At 54.5% G+C, this 14959-nt stretch carries 15 protein-coding genes; 9 read left to right on the forward strand and 6 right to left on the reverse strand.

Annotation, left to right across the window (positions count from 1 at the left end):
* Nucleotides 1-107: 107 nt before the first annotated feature.
* The gene (locus Q3Y58_RS06410) at nt 108-1037 is read left to right on the forward strand and encodes a sulfite exporter TauE/SafE family protein (protein ID WP_274219287.1); all 930 of its coding nucleotides are present in this window, start codon (nt 108-110) and stop codon (nt 1035-1037) included.
* Nucleotides 1034-1816, forward strand: coding sequence for a TIGR02186 family protein (locus Q3Y58_RS06415; protein WP_319621542.1), 783 nt, complete (start codon nt 1034-1036; stop codon nt 1814-1816). Before Q3Y58_RS06410 ends, Q3Y58_RS06415 begins: the two co-directional genes overlap by 4 nt.
* 59 nt (nt 1817-1875) lie before the next feature.
* On the opposite strand, the gene pdeM is transcribed toward Q3Y58_RS06415, so the two are convergent.
* Both pdeM and Q3Y58_RS06425 read right to left on the reverse strand, forming a co-directional pair.
* On the reverse strand, nt 1876-2568 hold the full coding sequence (gene pdeM, locus Q3Y58_RS06420; RefSeq protein WP_413697793.1) for a ligase-associated DNA damage response endonuclease PdeM: 693 nt from the start codon (nt 2566-2568) through the stop codon (nt 1876-1878).
* Nucleotides 2569-2597: 29 nt separating this feature from the next.
* The gene (locus Q3Y58_RS06425; protein ID WP_413697794.1) at nt 2598-5111 is read right to left on the reverse strand and encodes a ligase-associated DNA damage response DEXH box helicase; all 2514 of its coding nucleotides are present in this window, start codon (nt 5109-5111) and stop codon (nt 2598-2600) included.
* A 76-nt stretch (nt 5112-5187) separates the two neighbouring features.
* Here Q3Y58_RS06425 and Q3Y58_RS06430 point away from each other — a divergent pair, with 76 nt between their 5' ends.
* The 5 genes from Q3Y58_RS06430 to Q3Y58_RS06450 all read left to right on the forward strand — a co-directional run bounded on the left by Q3Y58_RS06430 (nt 5188) and on the right by Q3Y58_RS06450 (nt 9534).
* Nucleotides 5188-6189, forward strand: a complete 1002-nt coding sequence (locus Q3Y58_RS06430; RefSeq protein WP_319621544.1) for a ligase-associated DNA damage response exonuclease — start codon at nt 5188-5190, stop codon at nt 6187-6189.
* A gap of 137 nt (nt 6190-6326) precedes the next feature.
* The gene (locus tag Q3Y58_RS06435; protein WP_274219282.1) at nt 6327-6719 is read left to right on the forward strand and encodes a DUF4440 domain-containing protein; all 393 of its coding nucleotides are present in this window, start codon (nt 6327-6329) and stop codon (nt 6717-6719) included.
* Nucleotides 6720-6750: 31 nt separating this feature from the next.
* On the forward strand, nt 6751-8217 hold the full coding sequence (locus Q3Y58_RS06440; RefSeq protein ID WP_319621545.1) for a hypothetical protein: 1467 nt from the start codon (nt 6751-6753) through the stop codon (nt 8215-8217).
* Nucleotides 8218-8290: 73 nt separating this feature from the next.
* Nucleotides 8291-8911, forward strand: coding sequence for a 2-hydroxychromene-2-carboxylate isomerase (locus Q3Y58_RS06445; protein ID WP_319621546.1), 621 nt, complete (start codon nt 8291-8293; stop codon nt 8909-8911).
* Between the two features lie 89 nt (nt 8912-9000).
* On the forward strand, nt 9001-9534 hold the full coding sequence (locus Q3Y58_RS06450; protein WP_319621548.1) for a hypothetical protein: 534 nt from the start codon (nt 9001-9003) through the stop codon (nt 9532-9534).
* Nucleotides 9535-9613: 79 nt separating this feature from the next.
* Here the strand turns inward: Q3Y58_RS06450 and Q3Y58_RS06455 are convergent, their stop codons facing one another.
* Nucleotides 9614-10483, reverse strand: a complete 870-nt coding sequence (locus Q3Y58_RS06455) for a thioesterase family protein (protein ID WP_319621550.1) — start codon at nt 10481-10483, stop codon at nt 9614-9616.
* Nucleotides 10484-10551: 68 nt separating this feature from the next.
* Nucleotides 10552-11436, reverse strand: coding sequence for an alpha/beta hydrolase (locus tag Q3Y58_RS06460; protein ID WP_319621551.1), 885 nt, complete (start codon nt 11434-11436; stop codon nt 10552-10554).
* Nucleotides 11437-11625: 189 nt separating this feature from the next.
* Here Q3Y58_RS06460 and Q3Y58_RS06465 point away from each other — a divergent pair, with 189 nt between their 5' ends.
* Nucleotides 11626-12129 carry a secondary thiamine-phosphate synthase enzyme YjbQ gene (locus Q3Y58_RS06465; RefSeq protein WP_413697789.1) on the forward strand — a complete coding sequence of 168 codons (504 nt, stop codon included), beginning with the start codon at nt 11626-11628 and terminating at the stop codon, nt 12127-12129.
* A 6-nt stretch (nt 12130-12135) separates the two neighbouring features.
* Here the strand turns inward: Q3Y58_RS06465 and pip are convergent, their stop codons facing one another.
* Both pip and Q3Y58_RS06475 read right to left on the reverse strand, forming a co-directional pair.
* A complete protein-coding gene (gene pip / locus Q3Y58_RS06470; protein WP_319621552.1) occupies nt 12136-13119 on the reverse strand; it encodes a prolyl aminopeptidase in 984 nt (327 codons plus the stop codon).
* A gap of 55 nt (nt 13120-13174) precedes the next feature.
* Complete coding sequence (locus Q3Y58_RS06475; RefSeq protein WP_274219275.1) at nt 13175-13540, reverse strand: hypothetical protein; 366 nt, start codon at nt 13538-13540, stop codon at nt 13175-13177.
* 735 nt (nt 13541-14275) lie between these two features.
* Here Q3Y58_RS06475 and Q3Y58_RS06480 point away from each other — a divergent pair.
* Nucleotides 14276-14959 carry a response regulator gene (locus tag Q3Y58_RS06480; protein ID WP_413697790.1) on the forward strand — a complete coding sequence of 228 codons (684 nt, stop codon included), beginning with the start codon at nt 14276-14278 and terminating at the stop codon, nt 14957-14959.

Here is a 14959-nt window from a genome sequence, read left to right on the forward strand (position 1 = left end):
CGCTTATCTGCTAAGACTCGCGTTGACACGAGAAACGCTCTCAAGCATTAAACCCACAACTTTCGACGCGCATCCGATGTAATCGGTTCAACCGGCCTGGTGACGCCTTGCAGATCTACCTACCCATTGCCGAAATTCCGATCAATATGTTCATGATCTTTGGCATGGGCGGGGCCGTGGGCTTTCTCTCAGGCCTGTTCGGCATCGGTGGCGGCTTTCTGCTCACCCCCTTGCTCATCTTTTCGGGCATCCCGCCAGCAGTGGCCGTTGCAACGGTTACGACCCAAACTGTGGCCTCATCCTCTTCTGGTGTGCTTGCCTATATCCGGCGCAACGCGATCGACTTCAAGCTGGCTTTCGTGCTGCTTTGCGCTGGTATTGTGGGCTCCTTCATAGGTGTCTGGCTCTTTGGTGTGTTGCAGGAACTCGGGCAGCTCGATCTGGTGATCTCGCTCGCTTATGTGACGTTTCTTGGAGCCATCGGCATCTTGATGCTTGTGGAGTCCATGAAAGCCATCTCCCGAAAGCGTACCGGTGGGCAGGCTGAACTCCGCCGGCCAGGGCAGCACAATTGGGTTCACGGATTGCCCTTCAAAATGCGGTTCCGCCGCTCGAAGATTTACGTGAGCGTTATTCCGATTTTCGTCATCGGCAGCACCATTGGCTTTTTAGGTTCGATCTTGGGCCTTGGTGGCGGCTTCATGATGGTGCCAGCGCTTATCTATCTACTGCGCGTGCCAACCAACGTGGTGATCGGCACCTCGCTGTTGCAGATCCTTGTGACCATGGCCGTGGCGACAATACTGCACTCCATCAACACGCAGACCGTTGATGTTGTGCTGGCGCTTACTCTCATGGTGGGAAGTGTTATAGGTGCTCAGTTCGGGGCGCAAATCGGCCAGGGTATTCGCGGCGAGCATCTGCGCTTGATGCTGGCCCTGCTGGTGCTGTCCGTCGGCCTGCGCTTTGCCTTCAACCTGATTGTGGAGCCAAGTGATCTGTACTCGGTCACCATCGATATGAGGCTGCCACAATGATGAAGCAGCTCCTCATCTCCTGTGTGGTTGGTCTTGGTCTGGCGTTTGCCGCGCCAATGCAGTCTCAGGCTGAAACGCTTGTGTCCGCTCTGTCGTCTGAGGAGGTGAACATCACCTCCAACTTTACCGGCACCGACATCACTGTCTTTGGTGAAATCACGCGCGATGCTGCCACCGTTCCTCGATCAGGACCCTATGACATTGTTGTTGTCGTTGAGGGGCCGCCTGAGCGGGTAACGACCTGGCGCAAGGAGCGCATCTTTGGTCTCTGGATCAACGCCCATTCCAAGACCTACACCAATGTACCGTCATTCTACGCGGTACATTCAACGCGCCCGCTTCAGGAAATAACCGAGGATGATACGCTTGAAGACCAGCGGACAGGCTTGGTGAACTTGCCGCTTGCACCTTTTGGGGTGCGCCTGAGTTCGGCGGAGGATCGTCGGGCGTTCAGAAAAGCTTTCTTGCAGGAGCGCGTTGATCTTGGCCTTTATGCCGAGCGTCCAGACACCATCAAGCTTTTAAGCCCCACTTTGTTTGCAACGAGCATCCCGATCCCAGCCAATGTACCTGTTGGCGAGTTCAAGGTAACCACGTTTCTTTACAATGGGGGCGTGGTGCTGTCCGAAGGGCATCAGGAACTGACTGTGGCCAAGAAGGGGTTTGAGCAGTTTACCTTTGATCTGGCAAATGAGAACCCGGCCCTTTACGGCGTCATTGCCGTCATCCTCGCCTTGTTCACGGGATGGCTTGCAGGCGTCATCTTCCGGAAGGATTGACAGTTTTCTAAAGGCGTAGTGCTTGAAGAGCGCCACGCTACGGGCATGCCCGAACCAGCCTAATCCGCAATCAACTTGCTGGCTGTGAATGGGAACAGGCGACCAGAGCCCAGCATGAACACGGAAAATCTCTTGCCCTCAAAAACGGGCTTCCAAGCTTCGTCCATCACGTTCAAGCCACCAGTGAGCGCACCGAAAGAAGGCATGATGAGGCGATTGCCGTTGGTCGCAAAGCAGGGCCTGCGAATGCTGCGACCCAGGCGTCTAACCTTTGCCACCGGATGCAGGTGACCACACACTTCCCCTGTGATTGGGCCTTCTGTCGGCTCGTGGCGGAAAGTGAGGGTGCCCATTGTAAGCTCGTCACAGCGATCCCCGCCAACACTCTGCGGAATGACTGGATCGTGGTTGCCGGAAATCCAGACCCACTCACGCCCAAGCTGGATCATGGAAAGCATCGCGCGATAGGAGCGCGGCAGGCGGTCGGCACCATCTGCATCGTGGAAGCTGTCACCCAGAGCAATGATGCGGCGGGGCCGGAACACTTCCACCAAAGCTGCAAGGCGTTCCAGAGTTTCGCCCGTATCGTAAGGAGGTAGCATCACGCCCCGTCGGGCGAAGGACGAGCCTTTTTCCATGTGCAAGTCGGAGATGATGAGTGCACTTTGATCGGGCCACCACAGCGCTCCGCTGTCATGCATGCCAACAATTTCGTTACCGATCGCCAAATCATGGCACACGGGAACGGTCATGCGTTTTGTGTTCAGCGCGCGGGCAGTAATCACTCCATTGCCTCCAGAGCAAGGTCATCTGCAGCAGAAGCCAGCAAGGCTTCGTTGGTTTCGCCATAAATTGGTTCGCGACCGATCTCAAGCAGAACCGGCACCGCTAGTGGAGAAACCCGTTGAAGAAGGATAGGATCGATTCTTCCCTGAATTCGAGTGAGAAAAGCTGACAGGCGCGAGATATCCAAAAGACCTGTGGCAGCATCTGCCCAAGTTGCCTTCAGCAGCAGGTGATCAGGTTCATGGCTACGCAGGACATCGTAAATCAAATCTGAGCTTATGGTGACCTGCCGTCCCGTTTTCTCTTGCCCGGGGAAGCGGCGTTCTATCAATCCGGCGATAACCGCACAGGTCCGGAACGTGCGCTTCATCAGGCTTGATTCCGACAGCCAAGCGTCAAGGTCATCGCCCAGCATGTCTGCGTCAAACAACTGGTTCAGGTCCAGACGCCCGGTCTCGATGGCCGATCCCATGTCCTTTAGCGACCACAAGGCCAGAGCATAGTCCGAAGCCACAAAGCCAAGCGGGTGGAGGCCGGCCCGGTCCAGGCGCCGGGTCAGCAGCATGCCGAGGGTCTGATGGGCAAGGCGGCCTTCAAATGGATAACAGACCATGTAGGATTTGTTGTTGCGCGGAAAAGTCTCTACCAGCAGGCGATCCTTATTGGGCAACTTTGACTTCAGTTTTTGCAGTTCGAGCCATTCCGCGACCTGGTCGGGCAGTTTGTGCCAATCATCCGGATGCGAAAGCATCGTGCGTACCCGCTCTGCCAGATAGGTGGAGAGCGGGAACTTCCCCCCTTGGTAGGAGGGGATCATGGGGTCACTCGAGGTCGCCCTCGAAACGTAGGCTTCATTTTCGTTCAAGCCCTCAAAACGCAGCACTTCGCCGCCGAATATGAAGGTGTCTCCATGGGTGAGCTGGTCAATGAACCATTCCTCAACCTCACCCAGCATGCGGCCGCCGCGTCCAAGCGGCTTGTTGCGGCGCGCACTCTGCGGCTTAACAAGACGGACCTTGAGCATGGCATCAGCGACGATGGTGCCCACATTAAGCCGGTACCCCTGCGCTATTTGGGGGTGTGAAACGCGGTACTTGCCTTCTTTGGTTTGTCGCAGCCGGGCAAAGCGGTCGTAGACCTTGAGCGCATAGCCTCCCGTGGCCACGAAGTTCAAGGCTTGATCAAACAGCTCTCGGGTCAAGGTTCTGTAGGTGTGGCAAGTCTTGACTTCCGCATAAAGCTCGTCTGCGTCAAACGGTTCTGCGCAGGCCATACCCATGATGTGCTGGGCAAGGACATCAAGCCCGCCATGGCGCAGGGGCGGTGTGTCTTGCTCGCCTGCCGTGGACGCCGCTAGCGCTGCTTGACACTCCAACACCTCGAAACGGTTGGCGGGCACCAATATGGCCTTGGATGGCTCATCCATGCGGTGATTGGCGCGGCCAATGCGCTGGGCCAGCCGACTGGCGCCCTTCGGGGCGCCTACGTTGATTACAAGATCGATGTCACCCCAGTCGATGCCCAGATCGAGAGAGGAGGTGCAGACCACCGCTTTCAGCTCCCCGCGCGCCATGGCCTCTTCCACGCGTCGGCGCTGTCCCACATCCAATGAGCCATGGTGCAGGGCAATGGGCAGGGTGTCCTCATTGATCCGCCACAGCTCCTGAAACAGCACCTCTGCCTGCGAACGGGTGTTCACAAACACCAATGTCGTCTGATGGTCCCGTATTTCCTGATAGATTTCACCTAGAGCGTAGTGAGCGGAATGACCCGCCCACGGCAGCCGCTGCTGAGTTTCCAGTATTGAGATGTTAGGTGTGACCCCCGTTTTGGCCAGCACCAGATCGGCAAGGTTGGGCGTTTCGGCATCAAGGCCTTGGGGCATCAAGAAAGCCCGAAGATCATCCGGCTCTGCCACCGTTGCGGATAAGCCGATACAGCGCAAGTCCGGCGCGATGGTTCGCAATCTCGCCAGCCCGAGCGCCAACAGATCGCCGCGTTTGGAGGTGACCAGCTCGTGCAGTTCATCGAGCACGATCGTCTTAAGATCCCGAAACAAGCTGGCGCTGGTTTTGTCCGCCAGAAGAAGGGCAATCTGTTCTGGGGTGGTCAGGAGAATATCGGGCGGCTGTCGTTTCTGACGTTGCCTTTTGTGCGCAGGAGTATCCCCAGTCCGGGTTTCCATCCTGATTGGAAGCTTCATTTCGGAGATCGGGACTTCCAGATTTCGCTTGATGTCCGTGGCCAACGCCTTCAATGGCGAAATGTAGAGTGTATGAACACCCCTTGGCGGCGCTGTCTCGCGGTCGCAGTCGGAACTCAGTTCAATCAGGGAGGGCAGAAAACCTGCCAGCGTCTTGCCTGCGCCGGTTGGCGCAATGAGCAGAGCTGATTTTCCGAGATTGGCCTTCTCAAGCAGATCAAGCTGATGGGGGCGCACATGCCATCGGCGGGACTGGAACCAACTCTCAAACTTTTCCGGTAGCACGCGGCCGCTCTCCTGCCTGATGACTCGCCACGACTTATAGTAGGGCGCAAAGTTTCATGCTACGACCCTTTCTTGAAGCAATCTGAGGAGAGTGGACGTGTCGGTTGCATCCTTCTGGGATCCAATCAGGAGTATTTTGGAGAACCGCAAGGCGGGTCTCTACTGCATTCCGGGTGACTTTTATGTGGACCCGCACGCCCGTGTTGAGCGTGCGATCATCACTCATGGTCATGCTGACCATGCCCGTTCAGGGCATGAGCATGTGTTGGCCACCTATGAAACCATCGAGATCATGAAGGTTCGATCCGGAAAGAACTGCGCCAAACACTTCCAAAGCTTGGCGCTGGGTGAGACCTTGCGTATTGGCGATGCGCTGGTGTCATTGCATCCTGCCGGTCACGTGCTCGGTTCGGCGCAGGTCTCGATCACCTACAATGGTTACCGTGTCGTGGTTTCAGGGGATTATAAGCGCGCACCTGACCCGACTTGCCTTGCTTTTGAGCCAGTGCCCTGCAACTGCTTCATTACCGAGGCGACTTTCGCGCTGCCGCTATTCAACTTGCCTCCAGCGGAAGAGGAAATCGGCAAACTGATGCGGTCTCTGCGCCTCTTTCCCAACACGGCACACGTAATCATGGCCTACTCCCTTGGTAAAGCGCAGCAGATGATCGCGCTTTTGCGCGAGCAAGGGCATCATCAGGAGGTCATGGTGCATCCCAGCGTCTGGGGCGTTTGCCAGCTTTACGAACGGCTAGGTGTGCCAATGGGGGCGCTCCGACGCCTGCCAGAAGTTGCGACAAAGGAGTTCAATGGCGTTGCTGTGGTGCCGCCGGGAAGCCTTTCCATGGGCTTTGAAGAACAATTTGGTGACCATCGCTCTGTCTTTGCATCCGGTTGGATGCACACCAAAAAGGGTCGAGGCAGAGGAAAAGCGCATCTGCCGCTGGTGATCTCTGATCACGCCGATTGGGGTGATTTGTTGCGAACCATTCGCGATACCAAGGCTGAAACGGTCCTCGTGACCCATGGGTCAAAGCAGGCACTGAAGGCGGCTTTCAGCGCATCCACTGTGAATTGTGAGGGATTGGACATGCTTTAGCACCTGCCGATGAATATTTGGCAGGGAATAACAAAGAGACCTGATGACATTCGACCTCAAATGCTGTTTTTATTTTTTCAGGGCAGCGCAACAAGGTTGCAGAGCCCGCTAAACATGTAAATCACAGGGCGTGATTAATGAGTGATGAGAGCGATGTAGAACTGCAGCTGTCCGAGCTGTTTGACAGATACGCAGACGGTTATGACGACTATGATGCTGCAGCCATTGTAGATTGCTTCGCTTTTCCATGTGTTGTCTGGCAAATGGATCAAGGGCATGTCTTCGCAGATATTGAAGAGCTGACGGAGAACATCGATGCGCTGTTGGAAGTGCATCGGGAAAATGGGGTTACCCAGTCCACGTACGAAGTCATTTCCACCCACATCTCTGGTACCACAGCACATGTAACGCTGGACTGGCAGCAGGAAGATGATGACGGTGAGGCTGTTTTTGACTTCACTTGCCATTACACGGTTATCCAGATCGATGATGCATGGCGCATCATGAACATCGTGAATGAGCCGGCCTAACCAAAGGTGCTAGGCCAATGAGGGGGAGGCCTTGAGGGCATTTGCAGAGCTTTGTGAAGCGCTCAGTTTGGAGACAAGCGAAGCGCGGCAGAGTGCCTATCTCAAGGACTTTCTCTCCCATTCCTCCTCCCTCGACGCCGCCCATGCGTTGGCGCTGATGGCTGGCACGTGGAAACTAAAACCAAGTTTGCCGCCACGTGCCGTAAAGTTGCTTGCATTACAGACGTTCGAACCGGAATTCTTTGAGCTTTCCTACAAATTCTCCGGAGATCTGGCTGAAACGCTGGCGCTCATGTGGCCGGGCGACGGCGTCTCTGGGGATAATGCGCCCGGGCTATCTGCCGTAATCCAGAGTTGGCAGAAAACTGACAAAAGCGAACAGATAAATCTGCTTGCATCCCTACTAGATGAAGTGCCGCGCGCCGGGCGGCCCATGTTGCTGCGCTTGCTGCGGGGGACAAAGCTTCCAGTCCTGCCACCTGTGTTTATCTGGCAGGCGCTTTCCGAGTATTCAAACATTAGCGCTGAGGCCATTTCGCATGTATGGCGTCAACACCCGCACCCTCCCGTCTCCTTGATGCGCTGGTTAAACGGTGAGGCCGAGCAGCCAATAACGACTGGCAGCGTGCCTAAGGTTCACGGGGTTGCCTGGCAGCCGCTGGAAGCTCAGGACATCGGTAGGCTGGATCTTGCTCGCTATGCTTTTAAAGGCCAACCTAGGGGACTGAGATGCATCGCGGTTCGCGCAGAGAACACAGAGCTTCATGACCTTGAAGGCAACCTGATCGCACCTCTCGGGAACGTCGAGTTTCCAAACTCATTGGCCTTTGGTGCCCATGAAGGGATTTTGTGCTGTCGGAACAAGAACCGGCTTCTGTCTGCAAAAGAGATTGAAAGGGCACTGGGCACAAACAAGCAACAGTGCAGGTGGTCGTTCGTGCCTCTGGGGCTTTCGGGCTCTTCCCCCGACGCGCTGGGCTACATGGCAGCGGTTGGGTTGGGGCCGGAAGCAATTGAGGCGTTTTGGACATCTGCGGACACTGAAGCCATTGCACTGGTGCCATTGGGCAAGGATGCAGGGCTGCCTTGCTACCTGTTGAAACGCCCGAGCCAACAAGTGCGTGCGCAAGTCATGCATGCGGAGTTCGCCAAGGGGCTGACCAGACCCGGCCCGGTATTGTTGTCGTTTGGCGTTCCCAGCGACGCGGCTGGAGGGTCGCTGCTTCCAATTGGCAAGGCGCTGCTTTCAGAGAAACCCGAGGCATGGCGTATTGTTGCCAAGGCCTTCAAGGAGCATACTTTGGCGCGGTTTGGCCCATTGCGTGAGCTGGAGCAGTTGCCTGAAACGAAGATGGTCTTTCGGCTCAGCTTTCGCGATGGTCACGCTGCCCCGCGCCGCAAAGCAGGAGTTGAGCTTTCTGAGTTGCGGCTTGAAGAGTTTCTACCAGAAGCTGATCCCGATAATTTGATAGTGTTGAAACGCCGATTGGGCCTTTAGCAGCCTAAAACAGTTGCTAAGCGGATTCCCTTGGGGCACCAATGTGGCGGCAGCGCTTGAAACCGGAGGAACCATGTCTGAGCAAATCGATTACTTCTACACCCATATGTCGCCTTGGGCCTATCTTGGGCATCAGGACTTTCTTCGTTTGACGAAGCAATACCACGTTAAGGTTCATTTTCGTCCTTTAGCGCTTGGTCAGGTCTTTGAGCAAACCGGGGGTTTGCCACTTGGTCAGCGCCACCCGGCACGTCAGGCCTACCGCTGGATCGAGCTACAGCGCTGGAAGGAGAAGCGTCAGGTTGCGCTCAATTTCAAACCAGCTTTCTTTCCTACCAATCCTTTGCCATCTGATCTGGCGGCGGTTGTTTTGCAGGAAACCGATGGGCCAGTGGGGCAATTTTCCCTAAGGGTGTTTCAGGCAATATGGGCGGAAGACAAGGATATTGGGGACGAGCGAGTTGTATCCGACATTCTCTTGCAGATGGGCCTCAAGGCGGAGGAGGTCATGAAGAAGACGCGTGATCCCCACATCTTGGAGGCTTTCGAAGAGAATAAAAAACACGCAATATCAATGGGAGTAGTAGGGTCACCGGCTTATGTTCTGAAAGGCGAGCCTTTCTGGGGGCAAGATCGGTTGGATCTACTTGAGGATGCACTGCGGTCTTCGCGTGCACCCTATAGTCCTTTGTAGAATCTTCAATGGACCTTAAACTGACCTAAGGTAGTTGGATGCAAACATGCATTTCTGACAGATGCGGTTGAACACACTGAAGAGAGACTATGGCAAAGCCACTCACATCCCTGATCGCGATAGCGCTGCTTGCTGCCAGTGCGGGAGCTTCCTTTGGCGTTGGCGCAGAAGAGGTAACAGCTCAGGCTCGCGACGCGCGCTTTGTGCTAACCGAGACGGCCACGGGTGTCATGCGCCTCGACCAATCGGACGGTACGATATCGTTCTGCGAGGAACGGCAGGGCAAGCTGGTGTGCACACCTTCAGCAGATGCCGTGTTGGCCTATGAGGCGGAAATCGCGGTTCTGGAAGCGGAGAACAGGCAGTTGCGCGAAGACCTTGCCGACATCAGCACCAAACTGCGCGAGCTTGCGACCATTGCAGATGCCAAGGGTATAAAGCCGGTCTTGAAAGAGAAGGAAACCACCACCTCATCGAACGGCTGGTTTGGTCCTGATGAAGAGGAAAAGCTGGATCAGGCGCTTGATTTTACAGAGAAAGCGATGCGCCGTTTCTTCAACATGGTGGAAGGCCTGCGCCAGGATTTTGATAATCCTGCGCCTCAGGAGCCTTCAAGCGAGTAGTTTGGGTGTTCCAGCCTTGGCAAAGTAAAGGCCGCGGAACTTCTCTGCGGCCTCTTTACATTCGGTAGATATCTTTGGATCAACTTGCTTGAAGAGACAGGATCTTCTCTCGCACATCGTTCTCGATCGGCACAATACTGCGCTTCTCAAGATCCATGGTCAGCGCGACCATGTCGCAAACCGCAGCAAGTCGGTTGGTGCGTGACTCATAAATGTGATGGCGTAGGCTGAACACGTTGTTCTGCACACCGGTGAAGCTGGAAAGCACCACAACAGCGTCACCAGTTTTCAATGGGCTGATCCAGGTCAACTTCTGCTCCATGGCAATACGGCCATAGTAGTTCTCATCAAGCCAAGACGTTTTCATGGGCGTGCGTTCCCAAGCATGGCTCACTGCATCACTGATCAGGCCAATGGCAAAGCCATCATCCGCTTTGCCCTCTGGAGTTACATCGCGTGGCAGAACGGTGCCGCGGCATGTCACGGTGGAGCCGTTGGATGTTAGGTCATCAATTGTGGGCTTGCCGACGAACGGTGAAGGCGAAACACCTCTTGGATTCGCCTTGGCGTTCATGGTGTCCTCAACATCCTTGAACCGGGTGCGGAGCTGTTTGGCGGCGCTTTGGTTCGGCGTGTAACCATCAATGGCCGTTGCTGAGATTTCGTTGGTGGATGTCTCGATCATCTCGTGGACAACACTGAGCATATGCGGGCCGTCGAAAGCAATGTACGACCGGATCTTGATTGGAACCGCTGAGCGCAATTCAGCGTGGTAGCGCACATGGCGTACCCGACGCGGACCGGCAACAGCATCACTGAAACCTGTCAACAAGCGGAACTGACGATCTGCCTCTTCAAACTTTGCAAAGTAAAACTGAACATTAAGATGGTCGTTCTCATCGCACTCCCATGTGTTCACGAAAGACAATAGTGTTTCAAGGGCAGGCATTGCTTATCCTTTTGAATAGATTTGGCCAGAAATCCGGCAAATAGACAATTTTCTTTATATGTAGGCGGTCAGCGCCGTGGACCAAGCCGGTCCTTTATAAATGTATCTATACTTTCCCCGCTAAGTTTGGCAAGTCCGAGATCAAAACTTTGAAACACGTGACATCCGTTTGGATAGATTTCCACGTGAACTTCGCAGTTTGTGGCCTGTAATCGCGCCGCCAGGAAAAGACTATCGTCAAGTAAAGGATCTTCTGTGCCTACAGTTACAATCGTAGGTGGCAAGTCATGGAGTTTTGCATACAAAGGTGAAACTTCCGGATGGGTTTTATCCGGTCCTCTCAGAACGTAGTGTTTGGCAAATAGCTCAAGGTCTCTAGTATTCAGAAGTAATGGACGAGTGCCCCAGTTTCGAGCACTCGGCGTCAAGTTGAGATCATAGAAACCAGCTGACAGGATTGCCCCCTCAAACGGCGCCTTTTTGTGGCTGTCGCGAAGTCGGATCATGGTGGCGAGCGCGAGATTTGCCCCGGCACTTTCTCCGCCGATGAGTATTTTTTGCCATTGGTGCTGTTTCGCACCTTCCCCTGTAATCCATAGGGCCGCAGCCTCGCAGTCCTCCAGGCCCGCAGGGAAAGGGTACTCCGGTGCCAGCCGGTACTCGACTGACACGATGTCAATGTCGGCGCTGGCGGCGAGGGCTTCAAGGTACGGGTCTTGGTGAGCGCACGATCCAAATACGAAGCCGCCGCCGTGGATATGCAGCAAGACACCCTGAGGGTTTCCTGATGGGGCCTTGAACAGGCGCAGCGGTATCGGTGCCTTGGGGCCGTTGATGCTCAGCATGATGGCTGTCGGGCTCATTTGTGGCGCGGGAAAAGCTCCCAGTCCTTGAAGGCGGCGCTCCCGCGACACACTCGGTGGAAAGCTCCACTGATCGGGGAGGGCTGTCATTTGCGCTTCCAAAGCTGCATTGAATTGACGGGCCTCTTCCTCAAGTTCTGTGGAGATCGAAATGTGAGGAAATGAGAATGTCATGACTGGTCCCTTAACTAGGCAAAAGCACTTGTGGGCTGTAGTGTGCCGACGCTGCCATTTTGTTGCTTCAAACGTGAAGACTACGTGAGAAAGGTTAGTAAACCCATGCGAAGTTGGAAGGGTAACGTTGCCTCAACTGAGGTCTGGACACTGGATAGTGCCGAAGCACCGCTTCGCCAAAGCATGGGTCGTTTGCTGGTACAAACTGATGGCATCGGCTTCTATGATATAAGTCAGGAAGTCTCTGATTGGTTGGGGCAGGTTGGTGTTCGTGATGGATTGCTGACCATTTTCATGCGTCACACATCTGCTGGGCTTACCATTCAGGAAAACGCTGATCCTGATGTGCTGTTCGACCTTAAAACCGCTATGGATCGTCTTGCGCCGGAAAATGGTCCGTGGAGGCACACCATCGAAGGGCCTGATGACATGCCCGCCCACATCAAGAGTGTGATGACTGGCGTGCAGCTGCAAATCCCTGTTCTTGTAGGCCAGTTGGATTTGGGCACTTGGCAAGGCATCTACGTGGCAGAATATCGCAGACCGCCGCACCGACGTTCGCTAACCTTTGTTTATCAAGGGACCCATATCGCCGATGCGCCCCTATAAATACCGCTAAGAAGCAGAGTGAGCGCGCTGTGCTGGGACGTAAGCGGATTTGTATTTTTCCGTCGCCGCGATCAGAGCTTCGGTCAGACCGGGCTCGCTCATTGTGTGACCCGCGTCATCCACGATGGTAAAGTCGGCTTCTGGCCAGGCTTGGTGCAGATCCCATGCGGCTTCCACCGGCGTCACCACGTCGTAGCGCCCCTGAATGATACTTCCGGGGATATGGCGGATGCGATCGATATCTCTCAGGAGCTGGCCATCTACCTCAAAAAAGCCTCGATGCTGGAAGAAATGGCATTCAATCCGGGCAAAGGCGATTGCCATCCTCTCTTCGCCGAACTGGTCAATGCGGCTAGGGTTTGGCATTAGGGAGAGCGTGCTGCCTTCCCACTGAGCCCAACGGCGCGCTGCTTCCCGGCGCTCATCTCTGTCATCCCCGGTCAGGCGCTTGTAATAGGCCGCAACGAGGTCGGCCCGCTCCTCCTCTGGGATATAATCACGGTAGGCTGCAAAGTAGTCCGGGAACAACGCGCTGGCTCCCTTTTGATAAAACCACTCCACTTCTTGACGACGCAGCAAGAAGATGCCGCGTAGTATGAGTTCCGCAACCCGACCGGGGTGGGTTTGGGCATAGGCAAGCGCGAGCGTTGAGCCCCAAGACCCTCCAAAAACCTGCCAATTTTCAACACCAAGATGAAGCCGCAAACGTTCGATGTCAGCGACGAGGTCCCACGTGGTGTTTTCACGCAGCTCCGCATAGGGCGTGGAACGGCCGCAGCCGCGCTGATCAAAGATCACGATGCGATAGTGCCGGGGATCGTGGAAACGGCGCATCGCCGGGCTTGAACCGCCTCCCGGTCCACCATGAAGAATAACAACCGGTTTTCCCTCGGGGTTGCCTGACTCCTCGAAATAGATCCGATGAAGAGGGCTCACATTCAAATAGCCACTGTTAAAGGGCTGGATGGCTGGAAACATGAATGAGCCCATGCGCAACGCTCCGCAAAAACTAAATGAAATAGTCGTACCTTCCCACCTGACGGGATTAGTTCATCCCCGCCAGGCAGATAGAAACCAGCCACAACAGAAGGGCTGAAATGAGAGTGACTTGGCAACCTTTAAGATAGGCGGCGGTCAGCGCCTCGGTTTCGGGATTTTGGTTATCCTCTACGTCGCGGCTGGTCAATTGGCTGGAAGATGGAACCGTTGCATCTGAATGCTGTGTCTGCGTTGTGGTTTCAGTTCCTTTGATCAACAAAAAGCCAGCAAGGAGGAAGGTCAAGAGCGCGCCATACTTGAAAGACACTGCTGGATCGAAACTCAGTCCGGCCATGATGAGGAGGGTGCCGGTCGAATACAATATGCAAGTGCGTGCAACAGTCATTGCTGCTGTATGTCCGTCGTTGTTCATTGTGTGCTCCACAGTGACGTTACGGTAACATCCAATCATAACCCTAGTAGGGGTGAAAAACGCAATTGGATTTTTTGATTGATGTAAAAATCCACTTCACATGGTTGCGAGCACTTGAAATCAAAGTAGTTCTTATCCCGTGGGTTGCTGTGAATAGAGTCGTTGAGACAACTCAGCTCGGACTATGCTTAAAATACACAACTAAAAGTTGATATTCGTGTGAGTGGGGTAGTAGTCGCTTCAAGATTGTTAAGATGTTGAGTTTTTGCGAATATTCACATCTGACGCAAAGTCGCGTATCCAGACAATAAAAGCGCTACCCCAGATGTGTCACTCGGCTTTGATGAGCTAAGTCTTCGGCTGAGGAGGGGCGATTTTCAAAGATCTAAATCTCAACGATTTGGGGTGTTTACCAAAAAGAACAGATTATCTTCTATTGGAAATTTTCGGATTATATGAGTTTCATTTGAAAGTGCATAAATTGAAATCAATTGTTTCCATGTGCATTAGTGGTTGCCTTATGCAATTCTAAGTGAAAATTATTGACTTATTGCTTGCTACTTTCGTTGGTAATGCCCTATTACTTATAGGGAAGGGTGTTGCGGCGCAGCAACCGCAGCACGAGGAGGAACGTCAGTTGCACTTACTCAAAATGTTGAGGAGGGCAACGTCCGTGTTTGCTGGACCTGAGACTAGGGAGACCTGACGTCTGAAAGAGGTCGTGCAAGCTAAGCTATGAAGGAGCACGGCGTGCAAACCGAAAAGCAGAACTTCGTCATCGCAGATGATCACCCGCTTTTCCGCGGGGCAATGCGACAGACAATCGAAAAGCTCTTCACTGGCGCATCAATTATCGAAGTTGGCAGCCTTGAAGAGGTTACCCAAACGCTGGACCGCGAGGAGGACGTGGATCTGGTGTTTCTGGACTTGACGATGCCCGGCATGAGAGGGTTCTCAGGCCTTATGTATCTCCGAGCTCAATATGTAGGCGTCCCGGTGTTGGTGGTATCTGCCACAGAAGACCCTGCAACCATCCGCAGCTGTATTGAGTTTGGCGCATCGGGCTTCATTCCGAAGTCCCTTGGGGTAGACGTTATTCAGGAAGCTGTTTCCACGGTCATGGCTGGGGGTGTTTGGACGCCGCCGGATATTGACTTGAGCGTGGAAGACGAAGCCTCGAAAATGGCACGGCGCTTGGCGAGCCTCACGCCGCAGCAGGTGCGTGTGTTGATGATGCTCAGTCAAGGGCTGCTGAACAAGCAGATCGCCTATGAGCTGTCCGTGTCGGAAGCGACCGTCAAGGCCCACGTATCTGCGATTTTGCAGAAGCTCGGTGTTGAGAGCCGGACGCAGGCTGTCATTGCCGCCGCCAAGATTGAAGCTGGCCAGTGGCAGCAGATGGCGAACGCTCTGGCCTGA

The sequence above is a fragment of the Nesiotobacter zosterae genome, assembly GCF_033843645.1.
GTDB classification, from domain to species: domain Bacteria; phylum Pseudomonadota; class Alphaproteobacteria; order Rhizobiales; family Stappiaceae; genus Pseudovibrio; species Pseudovibrio zosterae.